The organism is Actinophytocola sp. (assembly GCF_036555685.1).
GTDB lineage: Bacteria > Actinomycetota > Actinomycetes > Mycobacteriales > Pseudonocardiaceae > Actinophytocola.
Genome location: NZ_DATBKY010000067.1, coordinates 1 through 16,128 on the forward strand (window position 1 = coordinate 1; position 16,128 = coordinate 16,128).

Here is a 16,128-nt window from a genome sequence, read left to right on the forward strand (position 1 = left end):
TGACGTTCCCGCAACACAGCGACACGTCGAAGGGCACCGCGTGCTTGTACCGCCAGATCTCGATACCTGTCTTCGCGTCGAGGGCCCAGACCCAGCCGTCCCAGCCGGCCAGGAACATGATCCCGTCGACGACGATCGGGGCGGCCTCGAACGAGTAGGTCGACGCGCCGGCGATGAGGCCGGTCATGCCGGCCTGGAAGATCCAGGCGGGGCCGATCCGCTTGACGTTCTCCGTGTTGATCTGGTCCAGCGGGCTGTACCGCTGTCCGTTGTAGGCGCCGTAGTAGGTGAGCCAGTTCTGGGGCTCCGACGAGGCGTTCAGAATGCGCTCGTAGCCGAGGTCGCGAACCACCGGCGGCGCAACGTCTCCCCCTGCGACTTTGCCGCTCAGCGTTCCTTGGTCGACAGCCTCGCCCGCGTCCACATATTCGACGGTCATTGTGCCTCCTCCAATCTATGGCCGCGGCTGGTCGGGACGGTCGAGGCGAGCCTCGGGTGGGACGTCTCCCAGCACGACAATGGCGGCGGTCAGCCCCCGGCCTTCGTCGTTGCCCGTGGGTGAGCTGAGCCAGTAGTAGCCCGGGCCGTCGAGGTTGAGGGTCGCTCTCCCTTTCGAATGGTTCACCAGCCAAATGAATTTTCTGTCGCCATTGCTCGGGAGGAGCGCGCAGTGGGTGTTCAGGTCGTCATTGATAAGTTCGAGGTCGATATCGCCCCCGTGGGGCAATACCAGAATCGAAGGATCCCAGCTGATCTCATCTGGTCGGATCCGGATTGTCGCCGCCATTCGGCCATCGGCCTTCTCCGTCGCCTGCCCAATGCGCCCGGTCCCCAGAACCTGACCCAGTGACGCCTTGTTCTGCGCGTCCAACCCGAGCTTGTTCAGCAGGTCGACTCGCTCCTGCGTGGTCGTCATCGGGAGCTTCACCTCCTCATCCAGAATCCCGCACCTTGCTTAGGGGTGCAAAATACGCAACTTCATATGAGAATTGGCTCGAATGGCCAAATTCAGGATTCTGGTCCACGAATTGGAAAAATCACGATTCAAACAGCACTCTACGCCGGGCGAATCGCACCGACAAGGGCGAGCGCCAATTCGGGAGGGCTACGCCGTTCGTCCGCAGTCGGCTACCGTTCGTACCCGATTTGCCGCCGTTAAAGGTCGTATCGGTCGAGGTTCATGACCTTGTGCCAGGCGGCCACGAAGTCGTGCACGAACTTCTCCCCTGCGTCGTCACTGGCGTAGACCTCGGCGAGAGCGCGCAGTTCGGAGTTCGAGCCGAAGACGAGGTCGACACGGCTGCCGGTCCACTTGACCGCGCCCGTGGTGCGGTCGCGGCCCTCGAAGGTCTCGGGGTTGTCAGTGTCCCCGGTCATCGGCGTCCACTCCGTGTCCATGTCGAGCAGGTTCACGAAGAAGTCGTTGGTCAGCGACCCAGGGGTCGAGGTGAACACGCCCAGCGGGGACTGCCCGGAGTTCGCGCCCAGCACGCGCAGGCCCCCAAGGAGGACGGTCATCTCGGGCGCGCTCAGCGTCAGCAGGTTCGCGCGGTCGATCAGCAGGGACTCAGTCGGCTGCCGGTTGCCCTTCCCGTGGTAGTTGCGGAACCCGTCCGCCGACGGCTCGAGCGAGGCGAACGACCCCACGTCGGTCCACTCCTGCGACGCGTCCGTGCGGCCGGCGGCGAAGGGGACCTCGATGTCGTAGCCGGCTGCCTCGGCAGCCTGCTCGATCGCCGCACATCCGGCGAGCACGATGAGGTCGGCCAGCGAGATCTTCTTGCTCCCGGTCTGGGCGCTGTTGAAGGAGTCCCGGATCCCCTCCAGGGCGCTCAGCACCTCCGCCAGCGTGTCCGGGTCGTTGACGTGCCAACCGCGCTGCGGCTGGAGGCGGATGCGCCCCCCGTTGGCCCCGCCGCGCTTGTCGCTGCCGCGGAACGTCGAGGCCGACGCCCACGCGGTGGAGACCAGCTGGGCGATCGACAGCCCCGACTCGAGTACCTTGGCCTTGAGCGAGGCGACGTCGTCCTCGGTGACGAGCTCGTGGTCCACGACCGGGACCGGGTCCTGCCAGAGTAGCTGCTCCTGCGGGACCAGCGGTCCGAGGTAGCGCTGGATCGGGCCCATGTCGAGGTGCGTCAGCTTGAACCAGACCCGGGCGAACGCGTCCGCCAGCTGGTCCGGGTTCTCCAGGAAGCGCCGCGAGATCGGCTCGTAGACCGGGTCGAACCGCAGCGCGAGGTCCGTCGTCAGAACCGTCGGGGGGTGTGTCTTCGACGGGTCGTGGGCGTCCGGGACGGTGCCGGCTCCGCCGCCGGCTCTCGGAATCCACTGCCACAGACCGGCGGGGCTCAGCTCCAGGTCCCACTCGTAGCCGAACAGAGTCTCGAAGAAGCTGTTGTCCCACCTCGTCGGCGTGGGTGTCCACGTACCTTCGAGCCCGCTGGAAATGGCGTCGGCGCCTTTCCCGGTGCCGTAGCTGCTCCTCCAGCCCAGGCCCTGCTGCTCGATCGGGGCGCCCTCGGGTTCGGGGCCGAGGTGGCGTTCCGGGTCGGCCGCGCCGTGGGTCTTGCCGAACGTGTGCCCGCCCGCGATCAGCGCAACGGTCTCCTCGTCGTTCATACCCATGCGCCGGAACGTCTCGCGGATGTCCCGGGCCGAGGTGAGCGGGTCAGGGACGGTGTTCGGGCCTTCCGGATTGACGTAGATCAGGCCCATCTGGTCGGCGGCCAGCGGGTTCGCCAGCTCCCGGACGCCGGCGTGTCGTTCGTCGCCGAGCCAGGCACGCTCGGGGCCCCAGTAGATGTCGTCGGGCCCCCAGACGTCCGCCCGGCCGCCGGCGAAGCCGAACGTCGTGAAGCCCATCGTCTCCAGGGCGCGGTTGCCCGCGAAGATCATCAGGTCGGCCCAGGAAATCCTACGGCCGTACTTCTTCTTCACCGGCCACAGCAGCCGCCGCGCCTTGTCGAGGTTGCGGTTGTCCGGCCAGCTGTTCAGTGGCGCGAAGCGTTGCATGCCGGCAGTGGCGCCGCCGCGGCCGTCCTGGATGCGGTACGTGCCAGCGCAATGCCACACCATCCGGATCACGAGCGGCCCGTAGTGGCCGAAGTCGGCCGGCCACCACTCTTGCGAGGTCGTCAGCACCTCGTCGACATCCCTCGCCAGGGCGTCGAGGTCGAGCGTCTGGAACTCGGCGGCGTAGTTGAAGTCCTCCCCCATGGGGTCGGCCGAGACGGGGTGATTCCGGAGAATCGCCAGGTTGAGCTGGTTCGGCCACCACTCGTGGTTGCTCGCGCCACCAGTCGGGTGGCTGCGGTGCCCGGCCGAGACGGAGAGGCCGAGGCCGCCCGCAAGCCCGACGTTCATTTCACCGACGACGGCGTCCGGGCTGTCAGACACGGGAATCCTTTCGAGAACGCAGGTGTGCCGGGCACTCAGATGTCCAGCGCACGACGCAAGGCCGGCGCGTTCCGCCGCGAAACCGGCACCATCGTGTTCGTCCGGCCGTCCATGACCAGGGAAAGCTCGCCTTTGACCCCGCGCTCGATCTCGCGGATGCGGCTGAGGTTGACCACGTAACGGCGGTGCACCCGAAGGAAGCCGGCATCCGCGAGCTCACCGTCGAACTTGTCCAGGCCCGCATACGCCGCTCGCAATCGCCCCTGGTCGGTGGACAGCCACACGTCGTTTCCTTCCGATTCGGCGAACGAGACCTCCGGCAGCCGCAGCAGCACAATCCGGTTGTTGCGCGTCGCAACCACTCGGCGCGGTTGCGCCGGAGGGTGCGCGGGTGCCTCCGCCTGGGGCAGCTGCGCCCCCTCGGAGGCACCGAACGAGACCAGGTTCCCGATCAGGCGACCGAAGCCGAAGACGGGTCGGATGCTGATCGAGGTCGGCTCGTTGGCGAGGTGCGTGAAGATCTGCGTCGAGCCGACCCAGTCGGGATTGCGGGCTGCCTGGCGACTGGCATACCGGGCGGCTACGAACAATTCCGGCAGCCCGGGCTTCCATCGCACCGTGGGGTCGACTGCTGGGGTGGCGGCCGGGACGCCCATGAGCACGCTGGCCGTCTCGTCGGCGATCACCACCTTGCCCGCGGTGTCAAGCACGGCGAGCGCAGCACTCGAGCGGGCCCTGGCCTGGGTGAATGCCGCGACCAACTCCGCGCCGCTGTCCCGGGCGCGCCCCTTGAGCGTGCGCTGGGTCAAGGTGGCCGCGTTCGCCAGCCAGCTTCCCGCGGAGGCGGGGAGCTGGCTGCGCCAGCAGGAGATGTTCAGGACCGCGATCGGTTCCCTCGTCACCACGTCACGCACCGCGACGCCTTCGCAGAACCAGTTGTGGAACGCCTGGCACCAGTGCTCCGCGCCCCTGATCAGTACCGGGCCGTGGGCCTCGAGCGCCGTGCCCATGCCATTGGTGCCGGCCGCGCACTCGGACCAGCAGAACCATGGCGCCAGACTGGAGTCGGTGGCTCTGACGAGCGTGGCTTGGTCACCCCACTCGGACAGGATCCGGCCGGTGGCATCGGTGACGGTGACGACACCACCGACGTTGCCCACGTCGTTTGCCACGGATGCGGCACGAAAACCCAGCTCAGCGAACACGACATCGTGTTCGGGAGTATGTCCGGCGTCTGCGACGGCTACCGGAGCGTGGGTGAGGTGTGGGTCGACCCGGTACTGCTCTCGGCAGCGGTGCCAAGATATCGCCACTTCGGGCCGGACACCCGGGACTTGATCCTCGCCGTGCACGAACCGTTCCCACGCTGCGAGCACGGTGTTGCCGCCCGGGTTCGCCGAGATGGGCTCGAGCCGATGTACATCCCTCATGGTGGAGAACCACCCTTGGTCCATCACCAACGCCCGACGGCGTGCGCGCAGGTGAGCCTTCGGCGGACCGGGCGCTGCGTCGCGCGTCTTCCTGCTTCGTCACTGGTCCTGGTTGCGTCACAGACCGGCACTCCCCACCCTAGGTACCGTTGTCGGGCTTCGCACCTCCCTCCCGGACTGCGTGTGTGGCCCGTAGCTCGCCTGCGTACGCCCGCAGCTCGTTCGCTCCGCCTGAGAAGCTGTCGCACACCTGGTACCAGTTGGCCGCCTGCGGTGCGAAGGCGGCCCAGAACGCGTCGGCCGCCGAGCCCGACCAGCGCGGGATGTGCATGCCGATCAGACCGTCCGAGACGTTCGTCGACTTCGGGAACCGTGAGTCGAGCAGGTGATCGTGCCGGTCAGGCCGAGTAGTACGGCGGTGACCGTGGCCGGTGTCGTGTGGCCGGGTTGGGATGGTGTTGGCCGGATTGACGACCTGGAACATCGTCTGCGCCGAGCCGTTCGGGCCCCCGGTGAACGGTCGCGTGCCGCCCCCACCGCTGGACGAGGTCACCGAGACGATGCCGGACGCCGGCTCGTCTCCGGCGTTTCACCACGACGATCGGTGTGGGGCAACTCGGGGTCGTGCAGATGCCGGTCGGCGGCGCATTGACGGTGAGCACCGGACCGCGGTTCTGCTCCGGCGTAGGCGGTGCCGCGGGGGCGGAGTCGACCTGATCCTTTGCGTCGTCGAGGTTCTTGTCGGTGCCTTCTTGCACGGGTCGTCCGCGTCGTCGGTGCTGACCCGGGCGATCGGGTACGAGCCGTCCTGGGCGCCCCGGCGGAGCTTCTGCCCGGTCGAGGCGAGTGGGCCGTCGATGCCGAGCAGCTTCGGCTCGCCCCGGGTCGAGACGTAGACCGTCCAGGGCGAGTCCTTCGCGGTGAGCGCGAGTGCCGTCGTGCCGTCCGGACGCGCGATCGGTTCGGCGGACCAGCGGGCGGTTCCGGCCGAGCGGCTGATCGACTCCTTCAACCGTTCGCCGGACAGCGCCGACAGCATCCCGATGGAAAGCCCATCTCCTCGGTGGCGCGGAACCACTTGCCGGACAGACGGTGCGCGAAGACCGGCGGCCCGCGCCGGAACCTCTGGGCTGCGCACTCCACGTCCGGTGTGGACATACCGTCGGGCGCCGTCCGCGGTGAGCAGCAGGGCCAGCGGCCGTCACATGAGGCCGCGCGCGTGGAACGCGGTGCGCGGTGACTGGCACGCGAGCCCTACGACCTCAGCCCAGGTGCCCGCCCTGCTCGACGGCGCGGCCGGCAGGTTGTTGCTGTGGGGGCAGCGCCTGCCAATAATCCGGGTCTTTCCGGTACGGGACCGACTCACGGCTCTACTGCCACCCGACGTGTCGGGTCTTCAATGGCTCGCAACGACGCACTCGGTGCGTGGAGCGATTGGAGCAGACGTGGTGGGGCGGCACTACCCGGACGGGCGGCGACGCAGGCGATCTTCGCCTTTGGTGCTGAGTATGTTGCTCGTGGTCGTGCTGGTGGGCTGGTTGGCGTTCGACGTTCTTCGGGACCAGCTCGACGCCGCCGGCTGTGACTCGAAGACGGTGGTCACCGTGGCGGCGGCGCCAGACATCGCGCCGGCGGTGACCCAGATCGGCCGGCGGGTGTCCGAGGAAGGTGGGGAGGGTTGCTACCAGGTCCGGGTGTCCAGCCGCGAGTCGGCCGAGGTGGCGGAGTCGGTCGCGGTCTCCGACGGCACCGAGCGGCCGGATGTGTGGATCCCCGAGTCGACCCTGTCGTTGCGGCGCGGCGAGGAGGCGGGCGCGTGGGACACCCCGGTGACCGGGACTTCGATCGCCGGCTCGCCGGTGGTACTCGCGGTCGCCGAGTCCGAAGCGTCCAAGGTCGGATGGCCGAACAAGTCGCTGACCTGGGACCAGGTGATCGGTCGGGGCCTCGCCTCGGGCAAGGGACCGCTCACCGTCGGCTTCCCTGACCCCGTTCGGGATCCGGTCGGCGCCGCGACCCTGTTCGGGCTGCAGAAGCTATTCAAGTCAGCTCCGAAATCGGCCACCACGGTGGCCCTGCGCACCCTGTCCGCGAACACGGTGGCCAAGCGATCCGAACTGGCCGCGCGGCTACCGGGCGCGGCGCACTCGGACAAGCCGCTCACGGCGTTTCCCACCTCGGAGCACGACGTGCTCCGGCACAACGCCCGCCGAGCAGGATCGCCGCTGGTCGCGGTCTACCCGGACCCTCGGGTCAAATCCGCGGTGCCTACGCTGGACTACCCGTACACCGTGCTACCCGAGATCCCCACCGATGAGCGAGAGGCCGCCAAGAAGTTCCTCGACCGGCTGTTCGACCACGACAGCAGAGAAGCACTCGGCGACGCCGGGTTCCGCACCCCGGACGGCAAGGCCCTGCGCGACCGGCCGCGGGACCACCGCACCACCGCCGACCCCGTCACCGCGACGGCGACCCCGAAGGCGCCGGAGGTCGAGGGGGTGCTCAACGCCTGGGCGGCGGTCAACCTCGCCGGCCGGCTGCAGGTGCTGCTGGACGTGTCGGGGTCGATGAACGAGCAGGTACCGGGCACCGGGAAGACCCGCATGCAGACCACCATCGAGGCCGCGGTCGCCGGAACCAAGCTGTTCAGCCCCGTCACCAAGTTCGGCGTGTGGCTCTACTCCACCCACCTCGACGGCGACCGGGATTATCGAGAACTGCTGCCGGTGAAGCCCCTCGGCGAGCAACTCGCCAACGGTGCCGTGGAGAAGCTACGCAACGTGCGGGCCGAACAGACCAACACCGCGCTCTACGACGCGATACTGGCCGCCTACCGCGAGGCCACCCAGAACTGGGAAGCCGGGCGGATCAACACCGTGGTCGTGATGACCGACGGCCAGGACGACAACGACAGCGACATCACCCGCGACCAGCTGCGCGACGAACTTCGCAAACTGCGGGACCCCCGCCGTCCGCTGAAGCTCATCGGCATCGGCATCGGCCCCGACGTCGACGCCGCCGAGCTCACCGCGCTCACCAAGGTCACCGGCGGCCAGGCGTTCGTCGCACCGGACCCCGCCAAGATCGGCGACGTGTTCTACTCCGCACTCTCCCTCATGCTCTGCCAACCTCCCACCTGCCAACCGGGCACCACCGGCGGCTGACGTCGTCCGTCCGCAGGCGAGGCGGGAGTCAGCGGCTCCAACGAGCGACCTGTCGGAGCCGGCCGCACCTCTGCTCCGGGGACGCCCAACGTAGTTGGCCATGGCGTGAAGTTCGTAGAGCGGGCCGCTCATGTCGCCCATATTCCGCGCCGAGAGCCGCAGGATCTTTTCACCGTATCAGCCGAACGCCCGCCGCATTCCGCCGTAGGGGTGACTGTCCAACATTATCGATGCCGGCCCGAGTAATGGCACGGCAGACTAGTTCAACGGTTTGGCGTAGTTACATGGATGCAATTCACTCGTGTTTGGTCGCTCAAAGTTCTGATGACGTGGACCTTTAGTTGCCGGGTCGCCGCTCACGTTTCAAGAGCTTTGATCATTAATTCCTGGTACTAGTCTGGCCGGGTAAGGCAGAACCAACCGGACCGGAGATCCACATGCACGCTAGCGGAGCGACCGAACCGATCACCGACGTATACGACCAGCCACTCGCCGAATTGTTCCTGGCTCAGGTACGCCGACACGCTGACCGGCCCGCGATCGCCGGAGTTGACGGGCAACTCACTTACGCCGAACTCGGCTCGCTCGCCGAGCGGTTTGCTCGCGGATTACGGCACCTCGGACTGCCCGAAGGCGCGGTTGTCGCGGTGGCGGGCGAGCGTGGCCAGGATTTCTGTGTCGCGATACTGGGCGCGGTGTGCGCCGGGCTCTCGTACGCACCGCTGGACCCGGCGCTGCCCGCCGACCGGCAGCGTCGCGTGCTGACCGACAGCGGCGCGGCGGCGGTGGTCCAATTACCTGGCGCAAAAGTCGCCGACGGACAGGTACTCGAATTCGCCGACGTGCTCGACGCCGGTGGCTCAGGCGCTGACGGACCGCCGACGCCGAACGCGGCGGTTCCCGTCTACGTGATGTTCACCTCCGGCACGACCGGCCGGCCGAAGGGCGTGGCCGTCCCGCAGCGTGGTGTTATCAGGCTCTGCATCGACAACGGCTTCGCGGACGTCGAGCCAACGGACCGGGTGCTGCACGCCGCGAGGCTCTCCTTCGACGTCTCGGTTTTCGAAATATGGGCGACACTGCTGAACGGTGCCTGCCTGGTGCCGGTCCCCAGGGAGGTGCTGCTGTCCGCGCCGGCACTGCACGCGGTGCTGGAACGGGAGCGGATCAGCGTTCTACTCCTGACCACGAGCATCTTCCACAACATGGCCGCCACGCGGCCCGAGTTGTTCGCCGGGCTGCGGTACGCGATTGTCTGCGGTGAGGCGATGCGGGCCGACGCGGCCCGCCGGGTGCTCGAACACGGCCGGCCGGCCCACCTCATCAACGCTTACGGTCTGACCGAGATCGCCTGCTTCTCAACCGCGTACGAGATCACCGACCTGCCGCCGGACGCGATCAGTGTGCCGATCGGCGTGCCCATCTCGGATACCACCTGCTACGTCGTTCGCTCCGATGGCAGCCTCGCCGAAGACGGCGAGGATGGCGAGTTGTGCCTCGGTGGTGGCGGCAACGCGACCGGCTACGTGAACCAACCGGAGGAGAGCGCCGCTCGCTTCGTCAGCCTCCCGGTCGGCCCGGACGGCGAGCCCGTTGCGGTCTACCGCACAGGTGACATCGTCCGCCGGCGAGCCGACGGAGTGCTGGAGTTCTTCGGCCGTAACGACGATCAGGTCAAGATCGGCGGTTTCCGGGTCGAACCGGGTGAGATCGCTGGCGTGCTGACCTCACACCCCGGCGTCGCCGACGCCGCCGTGGTGCCCCGAGGGGACGGCCCCGCGCGCGTGCTGGCCGCGTACGTCGTGACCGACGGGCGGTCGACCTCTCAGGACCTGCTCGACTTCCTACGCGCGCGGCTGCCCGAATACCTGGTGCCGGCCACCATGACGGTGCTCGACCGGCTGCCGCTGAGGGCGAGCGGCAAGCTGGACCGCGACGCGCTGCCGTCGCCGCGGTGACCCACGAGCGGTCGGCCCCTCAGGATCTCCTCGACTTCCTGGTCCTCGCATACGCAAGCGTCCCCGGTCGCACTACCGGCTGGTTGATTCAAGCCAAAGGGTGGTTGATTCAGCCATGCCCGAAGGACAGAAATGAGCTCACTGAATGAACCTCGATCTCGCGCAGGCGCGGGCGGACACACCCGGCGTGAACCACGTCGCACACCTGAACAACGCTGGCGCCAGCCTCGCGCCGAAGCCCGTCATCGACGCGATGGTTGGCCATCTGCGGCTGGAGAGCGAGATAGGTTCTTACGAGGCCGCTGAACGCGCACAGGAGGCGATCGAACGCGGGCGTGCCGCTGTCGGCGCCTTGCTCAACTGCGACAGCCAGGAAGTCGCCTTGTTCGACAGCGCCTCGCGAGCCTGGACGGCGGCACTCGCCAGCGTTCCACTGCGGGCCGGCGATCGAGTGCTCATCTCGCCGATGGAATACGGCAGTTGTTACCTCTCCTTGCTCCACCTGGCCAAACGCCACGGGGTGCGATTGGAGGTGTTGCCCGTGGACGCCGACGGTCTGGTGAGCGTGGAGGAACTGCGGGGCAGGCTGGACGAACGCGTAAAGCTGATCGCGATGACCCACGTGCCGACGCACGACGGTCTGGTCTACCCGCTGGCACTGATCGGCCAGGTGGCACGGCAGAACGGGATCCCGTTCCTGGCCGACGCCTGCCAGTCGGTGGGGCAGATGCCCATCGACGTAGAGGAGATCGGCTGCGACATGCTCGTGGGTTGCGGCCGCAAGTACCTGCGGGGTCCGCGCGGCACCGGATTCCTGTTCGCCCGCCGGGAGTTCGCCGAACAGCTCACGCCTGCCATGTTCGGGCTGGACGGCGTCGAGTGGACCGCCGGAACCTACCGGTTCGCTCCTGCCGCCCGCCGGTTCGACACGTGGGAGGCGAATTGCGCGGCCCGCATCGGACTCGGTGTCGCCATCGACTACGCGCTGGCCTGGGGAGTGGAGCACACCTGGCCGCGGATCCGGCGCCTGGCCGCCGACCTGCGTGCGGAGTTCACCCGCATCCCCGGAGTGACGGTGCTGGACCGCGGTCAGGAACGATGCGGCACCGTCGCCATCACCGTGCGCGGCTGGGACGCGGCGTCGGTCAGGGCAGAGCTGCAGCGGGCCGGTATCAACACGTGGGTATGCCTGGAGAACGCCGCATGCGTCGACATGCAGATGCGGGGCCTCAACAGCCTGCTGCGGGTGTCGGTGCACTACTACAACTCGTCGGAGGAGTTGGCCCGGCTGTGCTCGGTGCTTGAGTCACTGACCCTCGGCCGACCCGTGCGAGTGGCGGTCTCAGACGGGATCAGCATGGATCAAGCCGCCGAAGCGGGGCAGCATGGAGCGCACGCCGGTGTGGGACGACAGCATGGTGGGTGAGCAGGACGCCAGCACCGTCGCGACCGGCATCAACCGCCTCATCCGGGCGTTGGAGACGTCATGAACAGCCCCTTCGAGCAGTGGTACGACATCGCGGGAGTGCGGAGCGGGATCCGCCGGATGTTCGCCGACGAGACCGACGCCGGCAAGGTCTTCTATCCCCAGCGCCTCGTGCCCTACCTCGCGCACGAAGCGCTCGCCGACCTGCCGGAGTCAGAGCGGCGCGCGCTCACGATCCGGCACCTGTACCAGTTTCTGATGTCGACCACGCACTTGGAGACCAGGGTCGTCAACACCACCGCGGAGCTGATCGCCAACAACCGCGCGGGACTCGACCTGCCGAACACCAAGCGCATGGACGCGTTCAAGGTCTACTGCGACGAGGGCTACCACGCGCTTTACAGCCTGGACCTGGCGGATCAGATCGCATCCGCCACCGGTGTGGCGATTCCACAATGGAACTACGGCGGGATCGTCGACTGGCTCGAGGAGACCGGGCGGCGCCTGCTGCCCGACGAACCCGCCCTGGTGCCACTGCTGCAGACCGTGGTGTTCGAGACCCTCATCACCGCCGTGCTGGTCGAGATTCCGAACGACCCCTCGGTGATCACGGCGGTGCGAGATCTCACCCGGGACCACGCGAAGGACGAGGGCCACCACCACCGGTTCTTCGCCCAGTTCTTCCACGAGCTGTGGGCCAATCTGGACCACCGTCTCCGCGAGCCGGTCGCGCACACCCTGCCAGCACTGGTCCAGGCCTGCCTGACGTGGGATGTCGAGCCGGTGCGTGCCTCGCTGCTCATGTCCGGTGTGGACGGCGCGACCGCGGCGACCGTCGTCGCCGACGTCTACGCAGAGACGGGCAGCAACGCGGACGTCTGCCGGGCCACCGTGCGGACCTTCCGGTCCGCCGGCGTCCTGGACGTACCGGGCGCCGAGGAAGCCTTTGCCGCCCATCAGCTTCTGTGAGGGCCACATGAGCGGCCACGTGGCACGGTCATGGCGGCCTCATGTGGGCCGGGAAGAACCGTTCGGCACCTGGAAGAACCCGACGTAGTTTCGAGCACCTGCGGAATTCTGGACGTAGCTCAAATCATGATCAGCATGTTCTTCCTCGTCAGTTCGCTCGTAGTGATCGTCACCCCGGGACAGGACGCGGCACTCATCACCCAGACGGTGCTGCGCTCCGCTCGCCGCGCGCCCGCACTCGCGGCCGTCGCCGGCATGATCACCGGCGGTGTCGGGCACGTGTGCCTTGCCATTACCGGCGTATCGCTGCTGCTGCGTACCTACCCCGGCCTGTTCATCGCCGTGCAGGTCGCCGGGGCGGCGGTACTGCTGTTCTGGGGCGCATGGACGATGTGGGAGACCTTCCGCCCGGCCACGGCCCGCGGCCCGGATATCGAGCCGGCCAGCGGTAGATCATTCGCGATCGGGTTGCTCTCCGCCGCTACCAACGCGAAGTCGGCGGTTTTCCTGCTCGTCTTCCTCCCCCAGTTCGTGCCGGCAGGCCTGCCGCCCATCTCCTCGATGGTCGTGTTGGCGGCCGTCTACCTCAGTCTCGCCAGCACCTGGCTGATCATTTTCGTCGAGTTGGTCTACCGAATGCGGGAACGGGTCCTGACCGGGCGTACCAGGCTGCTGCTGCAACGACTCATGGCAGTGGTGCTCGGCGTGTTTGCCGTCCGGCTGCTCCTTGGCCTCTGACCGGATCCCGATCACGCCGGCCGGCGACCTGTTGGCGATGGCGCGCGTCAACCCTCGTGTCGTGCGTCCCACGACATTGACCGCACTCTGGGAGTGCCGCCATACCGCAACGCTGGAGATGTCTGCCGCTCGGGTCAGCGCGTCACAATGGGGTCTTCCTCAATAGTTCGCGCGCTTTTATGGAGGACTCGACCCAATGACCAAAGGCTGGCGACAGAACTCGTGGGTCATCCCGGTTTCGGCGGTGATGCTCGCGACGCTGATCATTTCCGTCCCGCCTTTCTTGAGATTCGACCCGGCCAGGCAGCCCGCACAGCTCAACCAGACGCATCCGACCCTGGACTTCGCCCTGGCCGAGGCCCACGTCCTGCTCGCCACGGGCGCGATCGTCACCCTCTGCCTGGGAATCTGGCCGTGGCTGCGGATCCGCTTTCCGGCCGTGCACCGCTGGAGTGGCAGGGTTTATGTCTTCTCCGCGCTGTCCGCGTCGTTGCTCATATTGCCGATCGTGTATCTGAACAACAGCTGGCAGGCGGATATCGGGGCCGGCGCGACGGGAGCGTGCTGGTTCGTCACCACGCTGATCGGCTACCTCGCGATACGGCAGGGCAACGAGGTCCGGCACCGCCGTTGGATGTTGTACAGCTTCGCCATGGCCACCTCCGTCGTGTGGGGCGTGGTCCTGACGCATCTCTTCCCGAACCCCGCCCAGTTTCCCTACATGTTGGAGACCCTGCGCTGGGTTGGCCCGCTGTTCAACCTCGGTGCCGTGAAGTGGTGGCTGGACCGCACGGCCGCGCGCGCCGCGACGGCGACGACGCGTGGGGAGACGGAATCTTCGGGGGCAGTGGTTCAGTTCCCGGCGAGTTCACCGGCCGACCACATCCGCAAGCGGGCGGCCTGACACCGCTACAACGGTCCGCCGACCGCGCCACGGTCACGGCGGCCGATGCGCACCCTCCGTGGTGCCCTGGCGGCGGCACGTGCCCCTGAACACGGAGAGCAGCGCGCCGCCGAAGTCGCGGCCGGATGAGGTCACCGTGCCGCGGTGGTGAGCCGGTCGGCGAGCCAGCCGCGCACGGCGGTGGCGAACCGGTCGGGTTCCTCGAGCCACGGGAAGTGCCCGCTGCGGGGCAGCTCGACGACCTCGGCGCCCGGGATGCGCCGGGCGATCCGCCGGGTCTGCGCCGGGTGGGTGATCCGGTCCCGGGCGCCGACCACGACGAGGGTGGGCACCCGGATCGCGGGCAGACGGTCGGCGGCACTCCACGTCGCGAGCACCTCCATCGACCGGACCATGGTCCGGGCGTCGAAGATCGTGTTCTCGAAAGCCGCGGTGACCGTGGCCAGGTTGCCGGGTTCGCCGAGGTAGTGCGGCAGCAGCGCGCGCAGCCCAGCCGCGAACTCCGCGTCGTCGCGCGGCCGGGCGGTCACCGCGGCGAGCCACTCGGGCGGTGGCGGCGGCCCCTGGTCGTCGTCCGGTGAGTCGGTGGCGCCGGGCCCGCCGGCGGAGGTGTCGGCGAGGATCAGCGCGGCGATCTTGTCCGGGTGGCGCAGGGCCAGCTCCTGCCCGACGAACCCGCCGTAGGAGTGGCCGATGACGACGACCGGGTCGGCGTTCAGGCAGGTCGCGAGCGCGGCCGCGTCGTCGGCCAGCTGCGCCATGGTGATCGTGTCGAGCGGCGGGCGGCCCGAGCGGCCGTTGCCGCGGTGGTCGTAGTAGATCATCCGCAGCCGGTCGGCCAGCATGTCGAGGCCGCGGTAGCTCGTGTGGTCGAGGCCGAGGCCGCCGTGTAGGACCAGGCAGGCGGGGCCCGCGCCGATCTCGTCGTGGTAGATGGCGGTTCCGTTCACGTTCGCGGTGCTCATGCCCGGTGGGCGCCACCACGGGTCTGGCGGCGCGCCAGGCGGGATCTGGCGCCTCCTGGGTGGACCACCCATGTGACGGAGGAGCCACAATGATCACGCAGACCACCGAGAACATGACCTCGCCGGACCAGGTGATGGACCGTATCGTGACCGAGCTCGGTGCCGGGCTGGGCGTGGTGATGACAGCGCTCGGCGTGCGCTGCGGGCTGTGGCGTGCGCTCGCGGGCGCCGGTCCGCTCACCACTGCCGAGGTCGCCGCCCGTACCGGGTTGATCGAGCCGTACGTGCGCGAGTGGCTGCGCGCCCAGGCCGCGGCCGGCTATCTCGTTCACCACGGCGGCCTTTCCGGTGCGGACACGTTCAGCCTGCCCCAGGCCGTCGAGGTCGCGATGCTGCAGGCACCCGGCGGGGCGATCGTCGACGCGTGCGCGCACATGTTCGCGTCCATGGGACGAGGGTTCGCCGACTTCGAGAAGGCGTTCCGGACGGGGACCGGCTTCGGCTGGCACCAGCGTGACCCCGAGTACTGGGCCGGCACGGATGCGTTCACCCGCATCAACCTGAGCCAGGACTTGCTGGCTGCCGCCATCGGCGAGCTCGACGGCGTGCCCGGCGCGCTCGCGGCCGGCGGGCACGTGGCCGACATCGGCTGCGGGTACGGCGCGCCGACCCGGATGATCGCGGCCGCGTTCCCGGCGGCCGCGGTTACGGGGTTCGACTACCACGACCGGTCGGTCGCCGCGGCGCGCGCGGCCGCCGGGGATGGCCGGGGCGGGGTCCGGTTCGAGGTCGCCGCCGCGACGGACTTCCCCGGCGCCGGCTACGCCCTGGTGACCTTCGTGGACTCCCTGCACGACCTCGGCGACCCGGTGGGCGCGCTCACCCATGCCCGGGACGCGCTCGCCCCCGGCGGTGCGGTGCTGCTCGTCGAGCCGCCCGGTGGCGACGACGTGGTCGACAACCTCAACCCGGCCGGACGGATGTTCTACTCGGTGTCCACGTTGGTCTGCACGCCGAACGCGCTGTCTCAGGCGGACCCCGCGACCGCCGCACCGCTCGGCACGCTGGCCGGCGTACGGCGGCTGCGGGAGGTGGCCACCGCGGCCGGGTTCCGGACCGTGCGCCGGCTGGCCGTCGAGGCGCCGATGAACCTGCTACTGGAGTTGCGGCCGTAG

At 68.5% G+C, this 16,128-nt stretch carries 13 protein-coding genes and 1 pseudogene; 8 read left to right on the top strand and 6 right to left on the bottom strand.

Annotation, left to right across the window (positions count from 1 at the left end; translation table 11 throughout):
• The 5 genes and pseudogenes from VH969_RS07180 to VH969_RS07200 all read right to left on the bottom strand — a co-directional run.
• Window positions 1-439: pseudogene (locus VH969_RS07180) on the bottom strand (PQQ-binding-like beta-propeller repeat protein); the annotation flags it as partial.
• 15 nt (window positions 440-454) lie between these two features.
• Window positions 455-916, bottom strand: coding sequence for an MSMEG_3727 family PQQ-associated protein (locus tag VH969_RS07185; RefSeq protein ID WP_331972326.1), 462 nt, complete (start codon window positions 914-916; stop codon window positions 455-457).
• Window positions 917-1,155: 239 nt separating this feature from the next.
• Entirely contained in the window at window positions 1,156-3,399 is a 2,244-nt protein-coding gene (katG, locus tag VH969_RS07190) for a catalase/peroxidase HPI (RefSeq protein ID WP_331972329.1), read from the bottom strand.
• A 35-nt stretch (window positions 3,400-3,434) separates the two neighbouring features.
• Complete coding sequence (locus VH969_RS07195) at window positions 3,435-4,853, bottom strand: DNA-binding protein (protein ID WP_527249149.1); 1,419 nt, start codon at window positions 4,851-4,853, stop codon at window positions 3,435-3,437.
• 115 nt (window positions 4,854-4,968) lie between these two features.
• Window positions 4,969-5,313 carry a putative T7SS-secreted protein gene (locus tag VH969_RS07200; RefSeq protein ID WP_331972335.1) on the bottom strand — a complete coding sequence of 115 codons (345 nt, stop codon included), beginning with the start codon at window positions 5,311-5,313 and terminating at the stop codon, window positions 4,969-4,971.
• A 268-nt stretch (window positions 5,314-5,581) separates the two neighbouring features.
• On the opposite strand from VH969_RS07200, the gene VH969_RS07205 reads away from it, so the two are divergent.
• The 7 genes from VH969_RS07205 (at window position 5,582) to VH969_RS07235 (ending at window position 13,988) form a co-directional block, all read left to right on the top strand.
• Window positions 5,582-5,725, top strand: coding sequence for a hypothetical protein (locus VH969_RS07205; protein ID WP_331972338.1), 144 nt, complete (start codon window positions 5,582-5,584; stop codon window positions 5,723-5,725).
• Window positions 5,726-6,100: 375 nt separating this feature from the next.
• The gene (locus tag VH969_RS07210; RefSeq protein WP_331972341.1) at window positions 6,101-7,993 is read left to right on the top strand and encodes a substrate-binding and VWA domain-containing protein; all 1,893 of its coding nucleotides are present in this window, start codon (window positions 6,101-6,103) and stop codon (window positions 7,991-7,993) included.
• A gap of 437 nt (window positions 7,994-8,430) precedes the next feature.
• Window positions 8,431-9,951, top strand: coding sequence for an amino acid adenylation domain-containing protein (locus tag VH969_RS07215; RefSeq protein WP_331972344.1), 1,521 nt, complete (start codon window positions 8,431-8,433; stop codon window positions 9,949-9,951).
• A 145-nt stretch (window positions 9,952-10,096) separates the two neighbouring features.
• Window positions 10,097-11,377 (top strand): aminotransferase class V-fold PLP-dependent enzyme, encoded by a 1,281-nt coding sequence (locus tag VH969_RS07220; protein WP_331972347.1) that lies wholly within the window; start codon window positions 10,097-10,099, stop codon window positions 11,375-11,377.
• A 60-nt stretch (window positions 11,378-11,437) separates the two neighbouring features.
• A complete protein-coding gene (locus VH969_RS07225) occupies window positions 11,438-12,346 on the top strand; it encodes a diiron oxygenase (protein ID WP_331972350.1) in 909 nt (302 codons plus the stop codon).
• 126 nt (window positions 12,347-12,472) lie between these two features.
• Window positions 12,473-13,084 (top strand): LysE family translocator, encoded by a 612-nt coding sequence (locus VH969_RS07230; RefSeq protein WP_331972353.1) that lies wholly within the window; start codon window positions 12,473-12,475, stop codon window positions 13,082-13,084.
• A 196-nt stretch (window positions 13,085-13,280) separates the two neighbouring features.
• Window positions 13,281-13,988: a DUF2306 domain-containing protein gene (locus VH969_RS07235; protein ID WP_331972356.1), complete on the top strand. Its 708-nt coding sequence runs from the start codon at window positions 13,281-13,283 to the stop codon at window positions 13,986-13,988.
• 131 nt (window positions 13,989-14,119) lie between these two features.
• Here VH969_RS07235 and VH969_RS07240 read toward each other — a convergent pair whose 3' ends face one another.
• Window positions 14,120-14,953 (bottom strand): alpha/beta fold hydrolase, encoded by an 834-nt coding sequence (locus VH969_RS07240; protein ID WP_331972359.1) that lies wholly within the window; start codon window positions 14,951-14,953, stop codon window positions 14,120-14,122.
• An 89-nt stretch (window positions 14,954-15,042) separates the two neighbouring features.
• Here VH969_RS07240 and VH969_RS07245 point away from each other — a divergent pair, with 89 nt between their 5' ends.
• Window positions 15,043-16,128 (top strand): class I SAM-dependent methyltransferase, encoded by a 1,086-nt coding sequence (locus tag VH969_RS07245; protein ID WP_331972362.1) that lies wholly within the window; start codon window positions 15,043-15,045, stop codon window positions 16,126-16,128.

Coding starts and splice junctions, on each gene's coding strand:
- VH969_RS07185 (WP_331972326.1), bottom strand. CDS start 916: ATGACGACCACGCAGGAGCGAGTCGACCTGCTGAACAAGCTCGGGTTG.
- VH969_RS07225 (WP_331972350.1), top strand. CDS start 11,438: ATGAACAGCCCCTTCGAGCAGTGGTACGACATCGCGGGAGTGCGGAGC.
- VH969_RS07195 (WP_527249149.1), bottom strand. CDS start 4,853: ATGGACCAAGGGTGGTTCTCCACCATGAGGGATGTACATCGGCTCGAG.
- VH969_RS07240 (WP_331972359.1), bottom strand. CDS start 14,953: ATGAGCACCGCGAACGTGAACGGAACCGCCATCTACCACGACGAGATC.
- VH969_RS07200 (WP_331972335.1), bottom strand. CDS start 5,313: ATGTTCCAGGTCGTCAATCCGGCCAACACCATCCCAACCCGGCCACAC.
- VH969_RS07220 (WP_331972347.1), top strand. CDS start 10,097: ATGAACCTCGATCTCGCGCAGGCGCGGGCGGACACACCCGGCGTGAAC.
- VH969_RS07215 (WP_331972344.1), top strand. CDS start 8,431: ATGCACGCTAGCGGAGCGACCGAACCGATCACCGACGTATACGACCAG.
- VH969_RS07235 (WP_331972356.1), top strand. CDS start 13,281: ATGACCAAAGGCTGGCGACAGAACTCGTGGGTCATCCCGGTTTCGGCG.
- VH969_RS07230 (WP_331972353.1), top strand. CDS start 12,473: ATGATCAGCATGTTCTTCCTCGTCAGTTCGCTCGTAGTGATCGTCACC.
- VH969_RS07245 (WP_331972362.1), top strand. CDS start 15,043: ATGATCACGCAGACCACCGAGAACATGACCTCGCCGGACCAGGTGATG.